The 22172-nt window shown below is 63.3% G+C and carries 19 protein-coding genes; 12 read left to right on the top strand and 7 right to left on the bottom strand.

The features are described 5' to 3' along the window. Positions 1–9 precede the first annotated feature (9 nt). From AC0L15_RS04165 to AC0L15_RS04120, 10 genes are all read left to right on the top strand, one after another. Complete coding sequence (locus AC0L15_RS04165; RefSeq protein WP_287246679.1) at positions 10–618, top strand: CGNR zinc finger domain-containing protein; 609 nt, start codon at positions 10–12, stop codon at positions 616–618. Continuing rightward, entirely contained in the window at positions 611–1150 is a 540-nt protein-coding gene (locus AC0L15_RS04160) for a hypothetical protein (protein WP_287246678.1), read from the top strand. Before AC0L15_RS04165 ends, AC0L15_RS04160 begins: the two co-directional genes overlap by 8 nt. 220 nt (positions 1151–1370) lie before the next feature. Then, complete coding sequence (locus tag AC0L15_RS04155; RefSeq protein WP_473495940.1) at positions 1371–4850, top strand: indolepyruvate ferredoxin oxidoreductase family protein; 3480 nt, start codon at positions 1371–1373, stop codon at positions 4848–4850. A 135-nt stretch (positions 4851–4985) separates the two neighbouring features. Then, a complete protein-coding gene (locus tag AC0L15_RS04150; protein ID WP_473495939.1) occupies positions 4986–7298 on the top strand; it encodes a putative bifunctional diguanylate cyclase/phosphodiesterase in 2313 nt (770 codons plus the stop codon). A gap of 147 nt (positions 7299–7445) precedes the next feature. Then, positions 7446–8225, top strand: a complete 780-nt coding sequence (locus AC0L15_RS04145) for an N-acyl amino acid synthase FeeM domain-containing protein (RefSeq protein ID WP_473495938.1) — start codon at positions 7446–7448, stop codon at positions 8223–8225. Positions 8226–8353: 128 nt separating this feature from the next. After that, complete coding sequence (locus AC0L15_RS04140; RefSeq protein WP_023796799.1) at positions 8354–8503, top strand: DUF3096 domain-containing protein; 150 nt, start codon at positions 8354–8356, stop codon at positions 8501–8503. Positions 8504–8702: 199 nt separating this feature from the next. Next, positions 8703–8927, top strand: a complete 225-nt coding sequence (locus tag AC0L15_RS04135) for an aa3-type cytochrome c oxidase subunit IV (RefSeq protein WP_023796798.1) — start codon at positions 8703–8705, stop codon at positions 8925–8927. Between the two features lie 85 nt (positions 8928–9012). Then, positions 9013–10284 carry a Re/Si-specific NAD(P)(+) transhydrogenase subunit alpha gene (locus AC0L15_RS04130; RefSeq protein WP_287246675.1) on the top strand — a complete coding sequence of 424 codons (1272 nt, stop codon included), beginning with the start codon at positions 9013–9015 and terminating at the stop codon, positions 10282–10284. Beyond that, positions 10284–10709 (top strand): NAD(P) transhydrogenase subunit alpha part 2, encoded by a 426-nt coding sequence (locus tag AC0L15_RS04125; protein WP_287246674.1) that lies wholly within the window; start codon positions 10284–10286, stop codon positions 10707–10709. The genes AC0L15_RS04130 and AC0L15_RS04125 overlap by 1 nt, the downstream gene beginning before the upstream one ends. A 6-nt stretch (positions 10710–10715) precedes the next feature. After that, positions 10716–12113, top strand: coding sequence for an NAD(P)(+) transhydrogenase (Re/Si-specific) subunit beta (locus AC0L15_RS04120; RefSeq protein ID WP_287140775.1), 1398 nt, complete (start codon positions 10716–10718; stop codon positions 12111–12113). A 46-nt stretch (positions 12114–12159) separates the two neighbouring features. Here the strand turns inward: AC0L15_RS04120 and AC0L15_RS04115 are convergent, their stop codons facing one another. The 3 genes from AC0L15_RS04115 to AC0L15_RS04105 are packed head-to-tail and all read right to left on the bottom strand — an operon-like array spanning position 12160 to position 13492. After that, positions 12160–12579 carry a DUF1284 domain-containing protein gene (locus tag AC0L15_RS04115; RefSeq protein ID WP_287246673.1) on the bottom strand — a complete coding sequence of 140 codons (420 nt, stop codon included), beginning with the start codon at positions 12577–12579 and terminating at the stop codon, positions 12160–12162. Continuing rightward, positions 12576–13154, bottom strand: a complete 579-nt coding sequence (locus tag AC0L15_RS04110) for a biotin transporter BioY (RefSeq protein WP_287246672.1) — start codon at positions 13152–13154, stop codon at positions 12576–12578. Before AC0L15_RS04110 ends, AC0L15_RS04115 begins: the two co-directional genes overlap by 4 nt. Before the next feature lie 35 nt (positions 13155–13189). Next, on the bottom strand, positions 13190–13492 hold the full coding sequence (locus tag AC0L15_RS04105; RefSeq protein WP_287246671.1) for a hypothetical protein: 303 nt from the start codon (positions 13490–13492) through the stop codon (positions 13190–13192). Between the two features lie 11 nt (positions 13493–13503). Here AC0L15_RS04105 and AC0L15_RS04100 point away from each other — a divergent pair, with 11 nt between their 5' ends. Next, complete coding sequence (locus tag AC0L15_RS04100; RefSeq protein WP_473495937.1) at positions 13504–15027, top strand: hypothetical protein; 1524 nt, start codon at positions 13504–13506, stop codon at positions 15025–15027. Between the two features lie 86 nt (positions 15028–15113). Here AC0L15_RS04100 and AC0L15_RS04095 read toward each other — a convergent pair whose 3' ends face one another. After that, positions 15114–16031 (bottom strand): hypothetical protein, encoded by a 918-nt coding sequence (locus tag AC0L15_RS04095; protein WP_473495936.1) that lies wholly within the window; start codon positions 16029–16031, stop codon positions 15114–15116. A gap of 246 nt (positions 16032–16277) precedes the next feature. Further along, positions 16278–18749 carry a DNA topoisomerase (ATP-hydrolyzing) subunit B gene (gene gyrB, locus AC0L15_RS04090; protein WP_473495935.1) on the bottom strand — a complete coding sequence of 824 codons (2472 nt, stop codon included), beginning with the start codon at positions 18747–18749 and terminating at the stop codon, positions 16278–16280. Between the two features lie 312 nt (positions 18750–19061). Between gyrB and AC0L15_RS04085 the strand changes: the two genes are divergently transcribed. Further along, the gene (locus AC0L15_RS04085; protein ID WP_287246667.1) at positions 19062–20432 is read left to right on the top strand and encodes a cytochrome P450; all 1371 of its coding nucleotides are present in this window, start codon (positions 19062–19064) and stop codon (positions 20430–20432) included. 13 nt (positions 20433–20445) lie between these two features. On the opposite strand, the gene AC0L15_RS04080 is transcribed toward AC0L15_RS04085, so the two are convergent. Both AC0L15_RS04080 and AC0L15_RS04075 read right to left on the bottom strand, forming a co-directional pair. Further along, a complete protein-coding gene (locus AC0L15_RS04080) occupies positions 20446–21420 on the bottom strand; it encodes a complex I NDUFA9 subunit family protein (protein WP_287246666.1) in 975 nt (324 codons plus the stop codon). Between the two features lie 119 nt (positions 21421–21539). After that, positions 21540–21992: a DoxX family protein gene (locus AC0L15_RS04075; RefSeq protein ID WP_128172920.1), complete on the bottom strand. Its 453-nt coding sequence runs from the start codon at positions 21990–21992 to the stop codon at positions 21540–21542. Positions 21993–22172: the final 180 nt, after the last annotated feature.

The raw sequence follows: 22172 nt of genomic DNA, 5'->3' as shown, positions 1-22172 counted from the left end.
ATGGCGCCCATGACGGTTTCCTGGACCCCGCACCGCTTCACTGGCGGCCTTCTTGCGCTCGACACGGCGAACACCGTCGTGCTGCGCGGCGATTCCCGGAAAACCTTCGACCGGTTCAAAGATTCGGTTGAGATTGCCCGTTTCGCCGACGCGGCGAGCGTCGTTCGCGCCGCCGAGCTTGGCGGCAGGCGGCTCGAAGCGCCGTTCCCGGACAAGATCGCGCCGGTCGTGCTGGCGATCCGCGAGACGACCGACCGGCTGTTTCGTCGAGCGGTGTCGAAGGGCGCGGTCACCACAGGCGATCTGCCTTGCTTCCTGAAGGCCTGCGCCGAGGGTCTCGCGGACAGCCTAACCGAGATCGGTGCGCCGGGACGGCCGTTCGGCGATCCGGCGACGCCCATCGCCTTCGAGGCGGCACTGGCGGTTTCCGCACTGTCGCTGCTGCAGGCTGACACCGTCGCAAGGCTGAGGATCTGCCCCAATTGCAGCTGGTTGTTTCTCGACCGAAGCCGCAATTCCAGCCGTCGTTGGTGCGACATGGCGGTGTGCGGCAACCGCCAGAAGGCAAGTCGCCACTATCGCCGCCGAACGGCAGCCAGAGGGACCGCCAATGTCTAGGAAAATCTTGCGCCTGATCGTTGTCGGCGCCATGCTCGTGGCCGCGGCAACGCTCGGCGCCTGCCGCGATACCGGCAAGCACGGCGAAGGCAGATTGTTCGAGATTTCCGGCAGGCTGGTCGTCTTCAATTATCGCCTCGCAAGGGCAACCTTTGTCGTCACGCTGAGACCGCTGCAGCCGTTGGGAGAAGGACAGGCGGCGGTCGCCAGCTTCCAGAATCCAGCAGGCGGCGAGCCGCTGATCGTCGAACAGAAAGTCTGGCCGAAGCTCGGCAAGGTGTCGCTGGAGAGCCCGGCGCTTTCCTGCATCGTCAAGGACAAGCCCTATGCGATATCGATCAGCATCAAGGATGCCAACGGTGCAATCCTCCAGAAGATCGAAACCACGCTGATGTCGACGCAGGACCAATCGGTCCTGCCCGACCGGCCGCTGGTCATCGATCAGCTCTATACGCCCAATCCAGAGCTTGCCGGCCATCCGGACGGCAAGCTGCCGGGCGCGCCCAAGCCCGACTGTTCGAAGGCCGGCTGACGCGACATCGCCGGTATCGGTCGCGGCCGGAATATTCTTGGCGCTGACGGACCAATTGGTGCGCGTTTCTTACAGAATCGGGCGTGGACCGGATCGTTTGTTACGCCTCGCCTGGCATCTTCGATTTTGTTTGACCTGCCCGGCAAGGGGAGAAACACTGCAGCCTCCAACTCCGACGTTGGCTGCGCTCGAACTGCGGCCTCCGCAGAGGAAATGCCTGATGACGCTGCATGATGTCGCGCTCGACGACAAGTTCGACCTGCGAAAGGAGCGCATCTTCCTTTCCGGCGCGCAGGCGGTCATCCGCATGCTTTTGATGCAGCGCGAGCGCGACCGCCGGGCTGGCCTGAACACCGCTGGCTTCGTCTCCGGCTATCGCGGCTCGCCGCTCGGCGGCCTCGACATGCAGCTTTGGAAGGCCAGGAAGCAGCTCGCCCAGTCGGACATCGTCTTCCAGCCCGGCCTCAACGAGGAACTCGCGGCCACCGCCTGCTGGGGATCGCAGCAGGCCGAATTGCTGGGGGAGGGCACGCATGACGGCGTCTTTTCGGTCTGGTACGGCAAGGGACCGGGCGTTGACCGCTCCGGCGATGTCTTCCGCCATGCCAATCTTGCCGGCTCGTCAAGACATGGCGGCGTGCTCGCCCTGATGGGCGACGACCACATGGCCGAATCCTCGACCAACGCGCACGCGACCGAGTTCCTGTTTGTCGACACCATGGTGCCGATCCTCAATCCGGCCGGGGTCCAGGAGATCATCGACTATGGGCTCTATGGCATTGCCATGTCGCGCTTCGCCGGCACCTGGGCGGCGATCAAATGCGTTAAGGACAACATCGAATCGACGGCTTCGGTCGATGCCGCGCTCGAACGGCTTGATATCGTCAACCCGGACTTCGGCATGCCGCCTGGCGGCCTCAACATCCGCAACGAGATCGACATGCTCGGCCAGGAGGAGCGACTGCATGAATACAAACGGGCCGCCGCTTCGGCCTTTATCCAGGCCAACGGGCTGAACCGGATCGTCTATTCCGGCGGCAGTGGTCCGAAGCTTGGCATCGTCACCATCGGCAAGAGCTATCTCGACGTTCGTCAGGCGCTGGAAGACATCGGCGTCGACGAAGCCGCCGCCAACCGCATCGGCATCAGGCTGTTCAAGGTTGGCTCCCCGTGGCCGCTCGACCTGCAGCACATCGCCGACTTCGCTCGCGGCCTCGACACCATCGTCGTCGTCGAGGAGAAACGCTCGCTGATCGAGGTGCAACTGCGCGAGAACCTTTACGGCACCGCCATGCAGCCGATCATCGTCGGCAAGAAGGACGAGCGCGGCGACGGGCTGTTCCCGGCCAAGGGCGCGCTCGACCCCAACGACATCGCCATCGCGCTCGGCGAGAGAATCTTGCGGACGATCGGTCCGTCGGACGAGATCGCCGCGCGGGTGGCAAAGCTTCGCCAGTTCCAGGCGATGCTCGCCGAGACAACAGACATTGCCTTGCGCACGCCCTTCTTCTGCTCGGGCTGTCCGCACAATTCCTCGACCAAGGTGCCCGACGGCTCGCTCGCCGCCGCTGGCATCGGCTGCCATTTCATGGCGCTGTGGATGGATCGCAACACCGTAGGTTTCACCGCCATGGGCGGTGAGGGCGCGCAATGGGTCGGCCAGGCGCCGTTCTCGAAGCGCGACCACATCTTCCAGAATCTCGGCGACGGCACCTACAACCACTCCGGCGCGCTGGCGATCCGCTTCGCGTTGTCGACCGACGCCAACATCACCTACAAGATCCTCTACAACGACGCCGTTGCGATGACCGGCGGCCAGCCGCACGAGGGCGGCCTGACCGTGGACATGATTGCCAGGCAGGTGCGGGCCGAGGGCGTCGAGCGGATCGCCATCGTCACCGACGAACCGGCCAAATATACCGGCAACGTCGAATTCCCTGCAGCCGCCACCATCCATCACCGCGACGACCTCGACCTCGTGCAGCGCGAATTGCGCACGGTCAAGGGCACATCCGTGCTGATCTACGACCAGACCTGCGCCGCCGAAAAGCGCCGCCGCCGCAAGCGCGGCACCTTCCCCGATCCCGACAAGCGCGTCTTCATCAACGAACTGGTCTGCGAAGGCTGCGGCGATTGTGGGGTGCAGTCGAACTGTGTGTCGATCCAGCCGGTCGAGACCGAATTCGGCCGCAAGCGCAAGATCGATCAGTCGAGCTGCAACAAGGATTTCTCCTGCATCAACGGCTTCTGTCCGTCCTTCGTCACCGTGCATGGCGCCAAGATCAGGAAGGCCGAGGGTATGGCCGGCACCACCGACCCGCTCGACGGCGTGCCCGCGCCCGCGGAATTCCCGCTCGGTGACCAAGGCTGGGCGGCGATCATCGACGGTGTCGGCGGCACCGGCGTCGTCACCATCGGCGCGGTGCTTGGCATGGCGGCTCATCTCGAAGACAAGGGCTGCGGCATGATCGACATGGCCGGCCTTGCCCAGAAGGGCGGCTCGGTGTTCACCCACGTCCGCATCGCGCGCAGCCCGCGCGATATCCATGCCATCCGCGTTTCGGCCGGCAAGGCGGACCTTGTGCTTGGCTGCGACCTCGTCGTGTCGGGCGCCCAAAAGGTGCTCGCCGCGGTGCGCGAAGGCCACACGATCTTCCTCGCCAACACCGCGGAGATCATGCCCGGCGAGTTTACCCGGTCGGCGGATTTCTCGCTGCCGGTTGAACGACTGAAAAAGGCGATCAGCACTGCCGCCGGCGACGACAAGGCGCATTTTTTCGATGCCACCCGCACCGCCACCGCGCTGTTCGGCAGCTCGCTCGGCGCCAACATGTTCATGCTCGGCTTCGCCTTTCAGCACGGCGGTTTGCCGCTGTCTGCCGAGGCGGTCGAAAAGGCGATCGAGCTCAACGGCCAGTCGGTGGCGATGAACGTCTCAGCCTTCCGTTGGGGCCGCCGCGCCGCCCACCAGCCGGATTTCGTGCGCGCCCTCGTCGTCCAGCCGGGCACGGCTGCACGGAACACCGCTGTCGCCGAAACGCTCGATGACGTCATCGCCCGCCGCGTCGCCTTCCTCACCGCCTATCAGAACGCCGCCTATGGCAAGCGCTATGCCGACAGAGTGGCCGTGCTGCGCAAGGCCGAAGCCAGCGTGGCGCCCGGTTCGACTGATGTGACCGAGGCCGCCGCGAGCAACCTGTTCAAGCTGATGGCGATCAAGGACGAATACGAGGTGGCAAGGCTCTACACCGATGGCTCCTTCGCCACCGAACTGGGCAAGCAGTTCCAGAGCTACGACAAACTCGAATTCCATCTCGCCCCGCCGATCATGGCCAGGCGCGGCAAGGACGGCAAGCCGAGGAAGTCGAGCTTCGGTCCCTGGATGATGAAGGGATTCCGCCTGCTGGCAGCGATGAAAGGCTTGCGCGGCACGGTCTTTGATGTGTTCGGCTACAGCTCCGAAAGGCGTATGGAACGGCAGCTTCTTGCGCAGTACGAGGCCGATCTGGAACTGGTCGCCGGCGCGCTGGCGCCAGGCAAGGTCGAGGCCGCGGCAGCGCTTGCCTCGGTGCCGGCGCTCATTCGCGGCTATGGTCACGTCAGGCGGGCCAGCGCCGAAAAGGCGGCCGGCGAGCGCCTGAGGCTGCTCGATCGCCTGGCGAAGACACCGGCTCGGCCGGAACTCCAGGCCGCCGAGTGATCGATATGTCTTGTTTACCTGAAGGGTCGCTTCCCCTGGCATTAGCCGACCTGATGGTGAGGCCCGGAACCGCCTCTCTAAATCTTTCTTAAGGCTGATGTGACACAGCTTGGCTCCCTAGGGTGGGACTCAGGCGTGAATCTGAAAAGAAAAAACGAGATCCCGGTCGACGTCTACATTCCGTTCGTGGAAACTCTGTTCCGCGACAGCCTGACGCTTTCGATTGGATTCTTTGCCCAAACCCTGCTGGTCGCGCTGGTCTACTGGAAGACCAGGGATCCGATCTACATTGCGGTGGTCGCCGGATTTCTGATCGTCGCATTTCTGCGCCTGCGTAACATCAGAAAATACCGCAACGCGCCGTCACCCAGGAACTGGAAGGAGGCGCGCCGCCGCGAAAATGATTACATTTTCTACGGCTCCATGCATGGTTTCATGCTGGGCACCTTCTGTTTCGCCGGCATCTACTTGGCGCATGACAACTATGCCGAAATCGCCGCTGTCTGCGTTACGCTGGCGTCCGCCACGGCGATCGCCGGCCGCAATTACGGCTCCCCGAGGATGGTCATGATCTTCATCATGACCATGACGTGGTCGATCTCGCTGGGCTTTATCCTGCGTGGCGATGTCTACCATGTGATCCTCGGTCTGATGTCGGCTCCCTTCCTATTCGCGATCAAACGCTTCGCCGATGTGGTCAGGGAGGTGCTTTTCGCCGCCTTGTCCGAAGAGAAGAAGGCGAACCGCCTCGCCCAGCGCTTCAATCGGGCGCTGAACACCATGTCGCACGGGCTTGTCATGCTCGGCCCTGACGGCCGGGTGGTGGTAGCCAACGCCGAAGCCGCGCATCTGATGTCGCTTAAGTCGCCCGACGCGCTGCTCGGGCGATCGATCCACGGCCTGCTGATGCGCGGCGTTGCCGGCGGCATGCTGGCGTCGAAGGACTGCCGCTACATCGAAGCCCAGCTTACGCGCGCCTTGCGCGAGGGCCGCGACCGCAAGGTTCTCGTCTCGCTCGCGAACGGGCAGCACTATGAGTTCTCGGCGCGTGAGGGCAGCCAGGAACTGGGCGTCATCACCTTCGAGGATGTGACGGCCCGCGTCGAGGCAGAAGGCAAGATCCGCTTCATGGCGCGCTACGACAGCCTCACCGGCCTGCCCAACCGCGCCTATTTCCACGAGCTGATCGGGGAGGCCATGGCATCCGGTGACCTCGAGCGTCTCTGCGGGCTCGCCGTGCTCGACCTCGACGACTTCAAGAGCGTCAACGACACGCTTGGCCACCCGGTCGGCGACGGATTGATCTACGCCGTCGCGGAGCGGCTGGCAGCGTTCGCCGGACCAGGCGTCACCATCAGCCGTTTCGGCGGCGACGAGTTCATGGCCTTCTTCGACCGCGTTGAGGACGAGAGCCACCTGACCAGCCAAATCGACGGGATTTTCATTGAACTGCAGGGCGAGGTCGACGTCGCCGGCCACGGACTGCGTATCCAGGCCAGCGGTGGCGCGGTGCTGTCGCGGGTCAGGGATACCGATGTCGACGCCATGATCGTCAAGGCGGACCTGGCGCTCTACAAAGCCAAGGAACTCGGCAAGAACACCTGGCGGCTGTTCGAGGCATCGATGGATGCCGCTTTCCGCAACCGTCAGCTGATGAAGGCGGATCTGCGCACTGCGGTGGAAAGCAAGGCGTTGCGGGTGGTTTACCAGCCGATCGTGGCGATGAGCACGATGCGCATAGCCAGCTGCGAGGCGCTGTGCCGTTGGGACCACCCCGATCTCGGACCGATCTCGCCCAGCATTTTCATTCCGCTGGCGGAGGAAATGGGCATCATCTCCGAGATCAGCACCTTCGTCCTGCATGCGGCGTGCATCGAATGCGCCAAATGGCCAGCACGGACCAGTGTCTCGGTCAATCTCTCGGCCAAGGACTTTCGCAACCGCGACGTTGTGCAAAAGGTTCGCGATGCGCTCGCCAGCTCCGGCCTCGCCGCCGGCCGCCTGGAGATCGAGGTCACCGAGACGGCGCTGCTCGACGACAAGTCGCTGACGCGTCAGTATATCGAGGAATTGAAGCGGCTTGGCGTGCGCATCGCGCTCGACGATTTCGGCACCGGCTATTCGAGCCTGAGCTATCTCCACAAACTGCCGCTCGACAAGATCAAGATCGACCGTTCATTCCTGATGGACGTCACCCAGAACAGCCGTTCGCTCGAACTGCTCAAGGGCATCGTCAATCTGTCACGGCCGCTGGGGCTTTCGGTGACTGTCGAGGGCGTCGAGACTTACGAGCAGCTCAAGATCCTGGCCTTGCAGGTCAAGCCGGACCTGGTTCAGGGGTTCCTGTTCGGCTCGGCGCTTAGCGCATCCGGCATCGAAACGATGGCGAGCACGGTCTGGCCCTTCGCCAAGGAGATCAAGACGGCCAGCAAGGCGACGCATCGCTGAATTCTACCGAAAAAACTGGTACTTTAGTATAATTATGCCAATTGTTAACCTTAATAGCTGGTAAATGATCTCTATCTTTTTTTCATCTTTACATCATACGGCCCTGCCGTAGTGTTGATCGCGGCGGCAGTTGCGGGGAACGAGTTGATGATTGTCGAGTTGACTTCGCCTCGCCAAGCGGCGGGTGCGGACGGGACTAATGCGTCTGACGATATGTCAGGCTTTGCCAGGAACGTCTCGGCGATGCTCGAGCGGACGGAATATCGCCGCTGCGACAAGGGCGAAGATCTCGAAGATATTTACAGGTTGCGCTACAAATCTTACCGTCTGAGCGATATGGTCCCGGAGAATCCCGACCATATTGTGCATGACGAGCTCGACGAAGCGGCCAATTGTTCCAAGTTCGGAATCTATATCGACGGCGTTCTGGTCAGTACGCTGCGTATTCACCATGCCTGCAGCGCCACGCCGCAGTCGCCTTCCACGACGGTTTATGGCGACATATTGCGCCCTATGCTGGCGTCTGGTCTGCATTTTGCCGATCCCAGCCGCTTTGCCGCCGATCCGGACTGGTCGCGGGTCTATCCGCAAATTCCGTATCTGACGCTGCGCCTCGCTGGCATGGCATGCTTCTACTTCGACGCGCCTTATTGTCTCTCCACCATCCGCCCGGAACATGCAGGCTTCTATCGTCGCATTTACTGTTCCGAGCAAATTGGCGAGTTACGCAATTATCCGGGCCTGAATTACAAGGTCGTGCTCTACCGAGCAGACGTCAGCGCCATTCGCGAACGGTCTTTCTCCCGGTTCCCATTCTTTCGGTCGACGCCGATGGAGCAGCGCATGCTGTTTGAGATACCCAGTGCCGGTGAACTCGCGCCGCTGACCATTCTGCCGACCGCCAAATACTACCGCGAAGCCGCCTGACAATAGGCAAATTTAGAGCGCGGCTGGAGCTTTCAGGCCGCTTCGGCGTTCTGGGAGGCGCGCCGGTGGTGCGCGGACGACGTCAATCTGGATCGCTTCGGCGGAAATTCTACCGAAAGGAACCCGACATGACCATTCCCACGCTCGCACTCACTCCGTTGATCTCGCTGATTGCCGGCGTGCTGATCCTGGTGATGCCGCGACTCCTCAACTACATCGTCGCGCTCTACCTGATCGTCGTCGGCCTGCTTGGGCTGTTTCCGCAACTCGCCGGCTGAAAATGTCGGCAGGCGCGGCGCGTTAGCCGGAAAGCAAGCGCGAGGCGGCAGCCGCGAGCGCCTCCGAAACGACATCCTGCATCTGGCGGCTCCAATTTTCTTTTGAGGCTGTTGTCTCCAGCGATGCGGCAATAGCGCCATTGCCCTCGGCCTGGCTTTTCGCTATGTGCCTGAAAGATGTCTTCGAAGGGGAATTCCTATGGCTGATCACTCGCCGACCGGTCCTGTCGAACTAGGCGCGAAGATGGACTATGCCGAGCACGACCGCACCTATGCCGGCTTTATCATGCTCGCCAAATACGGGTCGCTGTTTTGCGCCGCCGTGCTTCTGGCAATGGCTTTCGGTTTCTTTGCGGGCGGCTTCTTCTCGGGCTTTGTCCTGTTCGTTCTGATCCTCGCCGTCGGCGCTTTCATTCTCCGGTAAATTCTTCAAAACCCCTTGCCCGCGACATCGCCGGAAGTTCGGTCGGCGTCCTGCGCAGACAGGTTCCAGCCGAAAGGATCATGCGGTGGGACAGACGGTTTTCATCCCTCGTGAGCTCGATGCGAACGAGCCGCGCGTTGCTGCCTCGCCCGACACGGTGAAGCGGCTGGCGGGGCTGGGGTTTGACGTCATCGTCGAAAGCGGCGCCGGCACGGCATCGCGCATTCCCGACGAGGAGTTCGCCAAGGCCGGCGCTGCGATCGGTAAGGCCGGCGATGTCGCCAAAGCCGATGTGGTGCTGAAGATGCGCCGGCCTGATGAGACGGAGCTGAAGGCCTATCGCCCGGGCACCGCCGTCATCGCCGTCATCGATCCCTATGGCAACGATGCTGCCGTCGATGCTCTGGCAAGGGCCGGCGTCACCGCCTTCTCGATGGAGTTCATGCCGCGCATCACGCGCGCCCAATCTATGGATGTCCTGTCCAGCCAGGCCAACCTCGCCGGCTATCAGGCGGTGATCGACGCGGCTGCCGAATATGACCGGGCGCTGCCGATGATGATGACGGCGGCCGGCACGGTGCCGGCGGCGAAAGCTTTCGTCATGGGCGTCGGCGTCGCCGGCCTGCAGGCGATCGCTACTGCGCGTCGTCTCGGTGCCGTGGTCACCGCCACCGACGTGCGTCCCGCCGCCAAGGAACAGGTCGCCTCGCTGGGGGCAAAGTTCCTGGCGGTCGAGGATGAGGAGTTCAAGGCGGCCGAGACGGCTGGCGGCTACGCCAAGGAAATGTCTAGGGAATACCAGGCCAAGCAAGCCGCGCTGACTGCCGAGCACATCGCCAAGCAGGACATCGTCATCACCACGGCGCTGATTCCCGGCCGTCCGGCGCCGAAGCTGGTTTCGGCCGCGATGGTCGCCTCGATGAAGCCGGGCTCGGTGATCGTCGACCTAGCGGTCGAGCGCGGCGGCAATGTCGAGGGCGCCGTGCCCGGGCAGGTGGTGACCACGGCCAACGGGGTGAAAATCGTCGGCCATCTCAACGTGCCGGGCCGCGTCGCTGCCTCCGCCTCGCTGCTCTACGCCAGGAACCTCTTTGCGTTCCTCGAGACGCTGGTCGACAAAACCGCCAAGACGCTTGCCATCAACCGCGACGACGAATTGGTCAAGGCGACGATGCTGACCGATGGTGGCCAGGTCGTGCATCCGGCCTTCGTCGGCAAGCCGGCGGTGATGATCGCCTCGGCCGAGCCTGCGAAGCCCGCCGCTGCAGAAAAACCGGCCGCGCCAAAGAAAGCTGCCGCATCCAGGAAAGCTGCCGCACCCAAATCGCCCGCCAACAAGTCGAAAGGGATCGCGTGATGGACCAGACCCTGCAAAAAGCCCTCGACCAGCTCGACCAGGCGACCGCTGCCGTCCGGCTCGCGGTGCAGGATCTGGCCACCGCGCCAGGCGGCGCTGAGGCGGCGGGCGACGTCGCGCACGCGCTGTCCGGCGGGGCGATCGATCCGTTCGTCTTCCGCTTCGCCATTTTCGTGCTGGCGATCTTCGTCGGCTATTATGTCGTCTGGTCGGTCACACCGGCGCTGCATACGCCGCTGATGGCCGTCACCAACGCCATTTCTTCGGTCATCGTCGTCGGCGCGCTGCTTGCCGTCGGCATCTCGGCGTCCGGCATCGCCACCGGCTTCGGTTTCGTCGCGCTGATGCTGGTCTCGGTCAACATCTTCGGCGGCTTTCTCGTCACCCAGCGCATGCTGGCGATGTACAAGAAGAAGGACAAGTAGAGCGCCATGAACGCCAACTTCGCCTCCTTCCTCTATCTGGTCTCCGGCATCCTGTTCATCCTGGCCTTGCGCGGCCTGTCGCACCCGACCACCAGCCGCCAGGGCAACATGTACGGCATGATCGGCATGGGCATCGCCATTGCCACCACGCTGGCGCTTGCGACCCCTTCGGCGGGAGGCTTCGGCCTCATCGTGCTCGGCCTTTTGATCGGCGGCTCGGTCGGCGCGGTCACTGCACGGCGCATCGCCATGACCTCGATGCCGCAGCTGGTCGCCGCCTTCCATTCGCTGGTTGGCCTTGCCGCCGTCATGGTGGCGGCTGCCGCCGTCTATGCGCCGGAAAGTTTTGACATCGGCACGGTCGCGGACATCCACGCCCAGGCGCTGATCGAGATGAGCCTCGGCGTCGCCATCGGCGCCATCACCTTCACCGGCTCGGTCATCGCCTTCCTCAAGCTCGACGGCCGCATGTCGGGCAAGCCGATCATGATCGGCGGCCGTCATTTCATCAACGCCGCCCTCGGCATCGGACTGATCGTTCTGATCGTGCTGCTCGTCACCACCGAGTCCAAGCTGGTGTTCTGGTTGATCGTGGCGGCATCGCTTGTCCTTGGCGTCCTGCTCATCATCCCGATCGGCGGCGCCGACATGCCGGTGGTCGTCTCGATGCTGAATTCCTATTCGGGCTGGGCGGCTGCGGCACTCGGCTTCACGCTCGGCAATCTGGCGCTGATCATCACCGGCGCGCTGGTCGGCTCGTCCGGCGCGATCCTGTCCTACATCATGTGCAAGGGCATGAACCGGTCGTTCATCTCGGTCATCCTCGGCGGCTTCGGCGGCGAGACGTCCGCCACTGCCGACGACGGCATCGAGCGCACGGTCAAGCAGGGTTCGGCCGACGATGCCGCCTATCTGATGATGAACGCGCAGAAAGTCATCATCGTGCCTGGTTACGGCATGGCGGTCGCCCAGGCGCAGCACGCACTGCGCGAGATGGCCGACAAGCTCAAGGCCAATGGCGTCGACGTGAAATACGCCATTCATCCGGTCGCCGGCCGCATGCCCGGCCACATGAACGTGCTCTTGGCCGAAGCCAACGTGCCTTACGACGAAGTGTTCGAGCTCGAGGACATCAACTCCGAATTCGCGCAGGCCGACGTCGCCTATGTCATCGGCGCCAACGACGTCACCAACCCGTCCGCCCGCGACGACAAGTCGTCGCCGATCTACGGCATGCCGATCCTCGACGTCGACAAGGCCCGCACCTGCCTGTTCGTCAAGCGCTCGCTCGGCTCCGGATATGCCGGCATTGACAACACGCTGTTCTACAAGGACGGCACCATGATGCTGCTCGGCGACGCCAAGAAGATGACCGAAGAGATCGTCAAGGCCATCGATCACTGATCCGGGTTGGCGACCCCGACAATCGTCCCACTGCGAGCGTTGCCTTTCACCGGAGTGCCACCGTTCCATAGTCTGAAGCGGCGATTGAACTGCAAAGGTCAAACCACTCGCACCCGCCGCAAGCACCCCGGGTGCGGCCCGAAGAGAACGCATCGCGCATAGTTCGCAGAAGCGAGAGATGGAGCTGAAGTTCCATGTCCTCGGCAATCGCGTACCCCAGAAGCGTACCAACACTGGCCGCCGCCTGACGGTCGCGCTCCGTCACGCTGTCGCGAAGGCAGTGCGGCTCCGCCTCACCGAGCAGGGGCGCGCAAATATCGTCAGGCCCGGAGACGATCAGGATGTGTTCGCCCGCGGAGAGCCGAGTCGCGATCGCGTCGAAATTGGCGACGAACGCAGCGCTGTAACCTTTGCCTGCGTAAGTCAGCAGGCAAAGGAGATGGTGCGGCCGCAGCCGGACGGTCATTTTTGCGGGCGTGTCATGAGCTTGAGCGTCATCGCGGCCAATCCCGACTTGAGCGCCCCGCCGATCAGGAACGGCGTGACGCCGTGGACAATTGCCTGTTCGATGCCAATGGCGACGGAAAGCCATGCTGCGCCCAGCACGAGGCAAAGCGCGTTGCCCAGGAGCATGGAGACGAACGCCAGCCAGGGGCGGTTGCCGTTCCAGCCGCGCTCCGCCAGCCATCCCGTGAGCGCGCCGACCACGGGGAAGGCAAAGAGGTATCCGGCGGTCGGGCCGACAAAGTGATGCGCACCGGCAGCGCCCCCAGATAGAACCGGCAACCCGATCGCGCCTTCGACCAACCATGCAACGATCGTGGCCGCGCCGAGTCTCCAGCCATAGACCGCGCCGATCAGGGTGACCGCAAAGGTCTGCATGGTCACGGGCACCGGAACCATAGGCACTTCGATGTAAGACGCCAGCGCCAGAAATACGGTTCCCAGGACGACCGCCCCAATCTGCCAGGACAGCGACCAGTCGCGGATGCGCGGCGCACTTGATGCCGCGTGGGTGGCTGGGTTGGGGTTATGAGACATATGTGTTCTCTTTCGTACTAGCTGCGAAGCAGGCGCTATGCCTGAGCTGCGGGATTGAACGACGTGCCGCCCGAAAGGACGGAGTAGCGGATCAGGCGGCTGTCGGCAACGGCGGCTAGCCGATGCTTCATGGCGGCGCGATTAACGGCGCCGGAAGTCACAGTCCTAAGTTTCGCGACAAAATCGCCAGCGTTGAACTCTTCAACAAATTCCTGTCGCAAAACCCTCCCGCAAAAAGTCGGCGATTTGCGACAGATATCTGCGACGCTTTTTGCACTTGCTTTGGATTCAGCACTACGATGGGCAAGTTCTGTTCCGATGGACGGATTTGTCACCAACGGAGGCACCGGTGTCTGGCCCCCAGCCTGTCGCTTCGCCGACCAAGTCCGGCTCGCCCGCGAAGGCCAGCCTGCCGGCCCCCGGAAAGGCGCCGCGCAAGCTCAGCCAGGCCGTAGTCATCGTGCATGGCATGGGTGAACAGCGGCCGATGGGGACGCTGAGGGAATTTGTTCGGGCTGTTTGGAGTCATGATCCCGCCCGCGCGCCGTTTTATGCCCAAGTCGCCGATCCGGCCGACCCCGGCGGCGAGAAGGTCAACCGGAGCTGGATCACGCCCGACAGCCGGACCAATTCGCACGAGCTTCGCCGGATCACCACCCCTTACGATGTCGACGGTCGCCGCACCGATTTCTACGAGCTTTACTGGGCCGACATCACGCAAGGCACGACGCGGGGCCGGCTTGCCGCCTGGGTGACGAATCTGCTCTGGCGCAAGCCCGCCGACATTCCGCGCGATGCCCGTGGGCTTTATGTCATCACGCTTCTGGCCGTCGTAACAGTCCTGTGCGCGGCGCTCGTGCTCGCGACGTCGACCTCGCAAGGGTATATTTCCTGGACCACGGGCACGCTCGTCACGACCCTGGCCTCGTTCGTCGTCTGGTCGGTGGACCGGTTCGGTCTTCCTTATTTCGGTGATGTGGCCGCCTACGTCCGTGCTGAAGCGGCAACGGTCGAGAAGCGCGCGCTTGTCCGCGACCGTGGCCTGACGCTGTTGAGGCGCCTCATGCTGGACGACGGCTACGATCGCATCGTACTGGTCTCACACAGCCTGGGATCGATTATCGCCTACGATCTGCTGCAGATATTGTGGGCCGATTTCAGGCCACGAAAGCTGGAAGCCATCCGCGACAAGGCGAGACTGAAAGCGATCCGCGCCGTCGACAAGTCAGCGCTCAACGCCGATGGTTCTGCGTGGCTCGACAAATTGGATGATTTTTCCGGATTCCGGCGCGCCCAATGGGAGCTCTACCGCCAGCTCCGCGCCAGCGACGCCGATCATCCATTGCCTTGGAAGATCAGCGATTTCGTCACGCTCGGCAGTCCGCTGACCCACAGCGAATTTCTGGTGACCTCCAATCTCGCCGAATTCAGGCGCGGCATCGCTGAGCGGCTGTTCTCGGCATGTCCGCCGATCGGCGAGACGGCGGCCGGTGGAACCGTCCTATATCAGGAAGGGCGCAGCCGTTCGGGCAAGCCGCAGCGGGCGGTGCACCATGGTGCGGTGTTTGCCGCGACGCGCTGGACCAACATCTTCGACAGGGGCAATGGCTGGCTGACCGGGGACCCGATCTCAGGACCGATGGCGGAAAATTTCGGCCCCGGCGTGGAGAACATTCAGGTCGAGCTGCGCAGTTCGCTTGGCCGCATCTTCACGCACAGGCTCTACTGGTCGCTGAAGGCGACCGGCGTCGAGGCAACGGCAGCCGCCGGAACCCCGCCGCGCTCGCATATCGGCGTGCTGCGTGACGCCGTCGATCTCGGCCGCAAACTGGAGCCAAGCCAGGCGGCGCCGACGACTTCTGCCCGAAGATAGGACCCGCTCGTTTGGCGGTTCCAGCGCGCAGACCATGGCGATGACGTCGTCAAGGCCCGGCGTCGATGGAACCCCTCAAGCACCGATCAACGGTTGGTCAGGAAGACTGCCTCCTCATCGTCGCGCTGCCTGCCGCCAAGGGCGGCCGCGGCGCTTGCGATGAAAGCGCCGACGATCAGGGACAGCGCGCCAAGCAGCGCGAAGGTGGCACCGGCTTTCCTGGCGGTATCAGTAGCCTGCTGGGCCTGGACCTTCGCCTCTTCGACCCTGGCAAGCACGGCATCGACACGGGCCCTGGCATCGGGTTCCGACAGCCCGGTGCGGGCGGCTACCAACTGCGACAGATAGGTCTTGTCGTCGGCTGACACTTCGCCTGCTGCTGCGCTCGCGATCAAAATGCGCGAGGCCTGCGCCGTCGCCGCCGCATCGCTCTCCGGGTTGGCGGCAGCAAGCCTGGCCGCATCGGCCGGGCGGAACAACGCATCGACGAAGTACGACGTTGCGTTGTCGGTCGCGGCGTCTCCGGCGTTTGCAGTAGCACCTGCCGAAGCGCCCATTGCCGCGCCCGACGCGACTGTCGAAGCGGCGTGGACGCCGGTTCCGACAGCTGCGGAGAGCGCCGAGCCGAGCACACCGGCGACGAGCAACGTTGCAAGCGCCCAGGCGAGGAAGCCGTGTGCGGTATCGCGGAAAAAGACCTCATCGGTGTGGACGCCGACCCATTTGGTGCGTAGGCGCCCGGCAAGATAACCGCCTACGGCCGACGACAGCCACTGCACGATGATCAGCCACGCAGCCGTGGAGGCCGCGAAAGCTGTGACTGAGGTGCTCAAGCCGGACCACGGCGAAACCATTGTCAGCCCGAGCCCGGAGCCGAGCAGCATCAGGATCAATGTTAGCGTCGAGGCAGCAAAGGCGCCGGCCACGATTGGCCCCCAGCTGACAGCGGTAGAAGAGGATTCCGTCGGTGCGGAAACGTCGACAGCTGTTAGAGTTGACTGCATGTCAGCCCCCTAACGTGCGAAAAGCATGATGAGAATAATGATCGGAATCGGGACTCCGAGAAGCCAGAGCAAAATGCCACGTCCCATGAGTGCCTCCTGCGGCGATTGTGATCGATTACAATGCCTTGGATGCTCTTCCGTTCCGACCGGCCCTCATGATCCTTTTGTTGCGACGCAGCAGGGATCGTTGGTGGGCCTGGGCCTACTAATGCCTTAAGTGTCCGAAGCTGAGCAGCTGCTTGGGCTTTAAATGTCCAGGTTGGCGACCGACAGCGCGTTTTCCTGGATGAACTCGCGCCTGGGCTCGACTTCGTCGCCCATCAGCCGCGAAAACAGGGAGTCGGCGTCCGTTGCGTCATTGACCTTGACCTGCAGCAGCGAGCGCACATTCGGGTCGAGCGTGGTCTCCCAGAGCTGCTCGGCGTTCATTTCGCCAAGGCCCTTGTAGCGCTGCATGGTCAGGCCCTTGCGGCCGGTGGCAAACACGGCATTGAGTAGCGCCAGCGGTCCCGAGATAGTTTCCGATACATCCTTGCGGCGCAGCACCGGCGGCTCGCCATAGACTTCTGCGAGGCGCGGCGCATAGCGGTCGAGTTGGCGGGCGTCGGCCGAGTTGATCAGCGCGAGATCGAGATGCGCGAACTCCTTGACGCTGCGCACCGTGCGCTCGAACACATAACCGCCGACCCCTTCGTTTGAGGTCGACATGCGGCCGGTCCAGCCGCGTTCGGTGTCCTCGGCGATGATGTCGAGGCGCCGGGCGACACGCTCGGCCATCGCGTTGGCCCGGCCGAGATCGACGAAGACATCCGGATTGAGCGCGCCGGCGATCGCCGCCTGCTCGACCACGCCTCTGTTATAGCGGGTGTGCAGCCCGTTGATGAGCTGGCGCACCGCCAGCGCATCGTCGATGGCGCTGCGCAGGTCCTGCCCGGCCCGCACCTTGCCGGTACTGAGCGCAAGCGACGCCTCTTCCAGCCCTGAGCCGATCAGGAATTCCTCGAAGGCGCTTTCGTCCTTGATGTATTGCGAGCTCTTGCCGCGCGTCACTTTGTAGAGCGGAGGCTGGGCGATGTAGAGATGCCCGCGCTCGATCAGCTCTGGCATCTGCCGGAAGAAGAAGGTCAGCAGCAAGGTGCGGATGTGGGCGCCGTCGACGTCGGCGTCGGTCATCAGTATGATTTTGTGGTAGCGCAATTTGTCTGCGTTGAACTCGTCCTTGCCGATCGAGGTGCCGAGCGCGGTGATCAGCGTGCCGATCATGTCGGAGCCGAGCATACGGTCGAACCGGGCCCGCTCGACGTTGAGGATCTTGCCGCGCAGCGGAAGAATGGCCTGGTTCTGGCGCGAACGGCCGCCCTTGGCCGAGCCGCCGGCGCTGTCGCCCTCGACGATGAAGATTTCGGACTTCGCCGGGTCGCGTTCCTGGCAGTCGGCCAGCTTGCCGGGCAGTGAAGTGACGCCGAGCGAGCTCTTGCGGGTGATGTCGCGCGCCTTGCGCGCGGCTTCGCGCGCCGCTGCCGCCTGGATGACCTTCTCGATGACCACCTTGCCCTCGGTCGGGTGCTCTTCGAGCCAGGTGCCGAGCGCCTCGTTGACGAGCCCTTCCACCACCGGACGGACTTCGGACGAGACCAGCTTGTCCTTGGTCTGCGAGGAGAATTTCGGGTCGGGAACCTTGACCGACAGCACGGCCGTCAGCCCCTCGCGGCAATCGTCGCCGATCAGCGCCACCTTCTCCTTTTTGGTGAGGCCCGTGGATTCGCCATAGCCGGTAATCTGGCGCGTCAGCGCGCCGCGGAAACCGGCAAGATGCGTGCCGCCGTCCCGCTGCGGAATGTTGTTGGTGAAGGCCAGCACGTTCTCGTGGTAGCTGTCGTTCCACCACATGGCGACTTCTACGGTGATACCGTCGCGCTCGGCCTTGATGGCAATCGGCTTGTCGATCAGCGGCTTCTTGACGCGGTCGAGATATCTGACGAACTCCTCGAGCCCGCCATCATAGTGCAGCTCATGGCGCACAACGTCGGCATGGCGGGCATCGGTCAAAATGATGCGCACGCCGGAATTCAGGAAGGCGAGTTCGCGTAGCCGGTGCTCCAGCATGCCGAAGTCGAACTCGACCATGGTGAAGGTCTCGGTCGACGGAAAGAAAGTGATCTCGCTGCCACTGCGCCCCTCATAGGTGCCGGCAACCTTGCGCTGCTCGTAGCTGCCGGTGACCCTCAGCGGTCCGTCGGCATTGCCATGCGAGAAGCTCATCTCGTAGATTTGGCCATTGCGGCGGATTTTCAGCTTCAGCCAGGCCGACAGTGCGTTGACGACCGAGACGCCGACGCCGTGGAGGCCACCGGACACCTTGTAGGAATTCTGGTCGAACTTGCCGCCGGCATGCAGCTGCGTCATGATCACTTCGGCCGCCGAAATGCCTTCGCCGGTGTGGATATCGGTCGGAATGCCGCGGCCATTGTCGATGACCGTCACCGAACCGTCGGGATTGAGCGTCACCGTGACCAGGTCGGCATGGCCGGCCAGCGCCTCGTCGATGGCGTTGTCGACGACCTCATAGACCATGTGATGCAGGCCCGAGCCGTCGTCGGTATCGCCGATATACATGCCGGGCCGCTTGCGGACGGCATCCAAGCCCTTCAAAACCTTGATGGAATCGGCGCCGTACTCGGCCTCAGCGCCGTCGGCGTTGTCGATCTGATCGCTCATGAAAACCTGTCTGATTGATGCCGCACATCCAGCGCAAAAAATCGGCTCCGAATCGCGCGTCCTTGATGTTCAAGATATAGGTGCAAAAGGCGGTTTTTCCAAGGTTTGCAAGCATTTCCGAATGGAAGAAGAGCACGCCTGGCCGGCACGGCATCGGACCCAAAAGTCGAACCGGTTTTGGGAACAGAGCGGCCGCACAAATGCGGGCCGACCTGTTCCGACGCTCAGGCACTTTCCAATGCCCCTTTATAGCCGGCGACATGGACGCTTGCCCTGCCAGCCACTACATTGAGGTCACCAGCGGAGCACGCCATGGACAGTCAGCCCGCCCCCTTTGTCCCGCCGGCGCCGAAGCCGCGCACCTCGCCGCCTTCGACGCTGGAGATGATCCGCATCGTTTATCGCAACCCGCTCGAATTGTGGGGTGAGCCGACCTACAACCAGCCTTGGATTTCGGTGACCGGCATCGGCGGGCCGCTGGTCATCGCCAACGATCCCGGCCTCATTCGCCACGTGCTGGTCGACAATGCCAAAAACTACAAGATGGCGACGGTGCGCCAGATGATCCTGCGGCCGATCCTGCGCGACGGATTGCTGACCGCCGAGGGTGAGGTCTGGCGGCGTTCACGCAAGGCGATGGCGCCGGTGTTCACGCCGCGCCACATCTTCGGTTTTGCCGAGCCGATGCTGAGGCGTACGCGGGAGTTCGTCACCCGATACGAGGGCGGCGGCACGTCGGACATCGCCCACGACATGACGCTGCTTACCTTCGACATTCTGGCCGAGACACTGTTTTCCGGTGAGATATCGGGTGAGCCGGGCAGCTTCGCCAAGGAGATCGACCGGCTGTTCGAAACCATGGGCCGCGTCGATCCGCTCGACCTGTTGCGGGCGCCAGACTGGCTGCCGCGCCTGACCCGCATCCGCGGCCGCAAAACCATGGCCTACTTCCGCAAGATCGTCACCGACACCGTCAAGATGCGCGAAGAGCGGCTCAAGCGCGATCCGGACAAGGTGCCGCAGGATTTTCTCACGCTTTTGCTCAAGGCGGAGGGACCGGACGGGCTGACGCGCGCCGAGGTCGAGGACAACATCATCACCTTCATCGGCGCCGGCCATGAAACCACGGCGCGTGCGCTCGGCTGGACGCTCTATTGCCTGGCCGAAGCGCCTTGGGAGCGCGAAAAGGTCGAGCGCGAGATCGACGCCGTGCTGGCGCGTGAGCCCGACCCGACAAAGTGGCTCGACGCCATGCCGTTCACCCGCGCCGCCTTCGATGAGGCGCTCAGGCTCTATCCGCCGGCGCCGTCGATCAACCGCGAGCCGATCGAGCCTGAAACCTGGAACGGCCTCTACATACCGAGGCGTGCTGCAGTGCTGGTCATGCCCTGGGTCGTCCACCGCCATCGCAAGCTGTGGGACCGGCCCGACGCCTTCATGCCCGAACGTTTCCATCCGGGAAATCGCGAGAAGATCGACCGTTTTCAGTATTTGCCGTTCGGCGCCGGTCCTCGCGTCTGCATCGGCGCCAGCTTTGCCATGCAGGAGGCGATCATCGCTCTGGCGATCATGCTGTCGCGCTTCCGCTTCGATACCACCGCCGAGACCAAACCTTGGCCGGTGCAGAAACTGACGACGCAACCGCAGGGCGGCCTGCCGATGCAGGTCACACGGCGCCTTTGAGCCGCCTGATTGGCTATTCCGCCGTCTTGCGCTGGAACTGGCCGGCCGGCCGGTAGCGCCAGAGATAGCTCGGCAGGATGCTGCCGATCGACTGTGGCTGGATATCGAGGCCGGCGAGCGTCCGGTTTTCCCTGATGGCCGATTCCGAGACGATGTTGTCCCCGCGCAACTGCAGGACCTGATCCTTGGTCAGCAGCGGATTGGGCAAAAGCCCGAGGATCGATGCCTGCATGTTCGCCACCCACCACGGCACCGACACCAGGAACGGCTTGCGATCGATCATGGCAAGCATTTCCTGCATGCATTGCTTGAAGGTGAGCACCTGAGGTCCGCCTAGCTCGTAGATCCGGCCACCCTGGACTTTGCCGTCGACCGAGCGCGCCACCGCTTCGGCGACATCGCCGACATAGACCGGCTGGAATTTGGTCCGCCCGCCGCCGATCAGAGGCAGGACCGGCGAATAGCGCGCCATGCTGGCGAAGCGGTTGAAGAAACTGTCCTCGGGGCCGAAATTGATCGAGGGCCGCAAGATGACCGCATCCTCGATCGTTTCCAGGACCGCTTTTTCACCGAGCGCCTTGGTGCGCGCATACTCGGATTGCGCGTTCAGATCGGCGCCCAGCGCCGAGATATGGGTGAGCCCGGCGCCGACGGCGCGCGCCGCTTCGGCGATCGCGCGTGCGCCGAACTCGTGGACGGGCGTGAACTTCTGCCGGCCGCTCTCATGCAGGATGGCTACCAAATTGACGACATGGTCGGCGTCCTGCACGGCGCGGTCGACCGACCAGCGCACGCGAATATTGGCCTGCACCGGCTGGACCTGGCCGACATTGCCGAGCGGCTGCAGATGGCCGGCGAGATCGGGCCGGCGGCAGGCGACCCTGATGCGATAGCCACGCCGGGCCAGCGCCCGCACCACATGGCGGCCGACAAAGCCGGAGCCGCCGAACACGACGACGAGCTTTGGGGTCTGCAGGATTTCGGTCATTGCGGGCTCCGGCGCAGTTTCCAGATTTACTGGTGGCTTGGCTGAAGCCGTTCATAATCCGTTTCGCGCCGAAGGCAAAGGGCGATCCTTTGTCGCCGTTTGCCGCGGTATCGGCTGGTTCAGAACGCTTTGCCGATGCGCGCGTCGACCGATTGGCGGTTGCCGCCGCGGATAACGAAGAAGAACAGGATCGCCGCCCACAGCAGCGATTTTTCGGCACCCGAAAAGCCCTCGCCCAGGGTGACCCAGTGAAACCAGACGGTGACCAGGAGCACGAACATTCCGGCGAAGGCGGCCGGGCGGGTCAAGAGACCGATGGCGATGAAGATGCCGCCGAAGAACTCGGTGCAGGCCAGCAGCACCGACCAGAACGCGCCAGGATAGAAGCCGAGGCCTTCGACCATCTCGGCGGCGCCGAGCGGGTCGATGATCTTGCCAGAGCCATGGATGGTGAGGAAGATGCCGGCCACGGCGCGCAGGATGGTTTCAGAGGTAGTGTTCAGCGCCGCATAGAGGCTGCCAAGGGCCGGAACGACAAGATTGGTGCTGGGATTGTGGGTGCTTGCGGCCATTGGGGTTCCTCTTCTGCTGCTCCGCGCAAACAGCCGCCACCCCAGCCAAAGTCAAATGAACAAAAGTTGACCGGGAAATGCATGTTACGGGTCGGATGCGGAGAGCCCGGATAAACCCAGCCGACGCGAGGGTTTCCGGCTGTTTCCGAAACGTGGTTCGACGAGGCAGCCTGGGCGTAA

It is taken from the genome of Mesorhizobium sp. WSM4846 (assembly GCF_055811415.1).
This window is presented reverse-complemented; position numbering and strand designations above follow the sequence as displayed.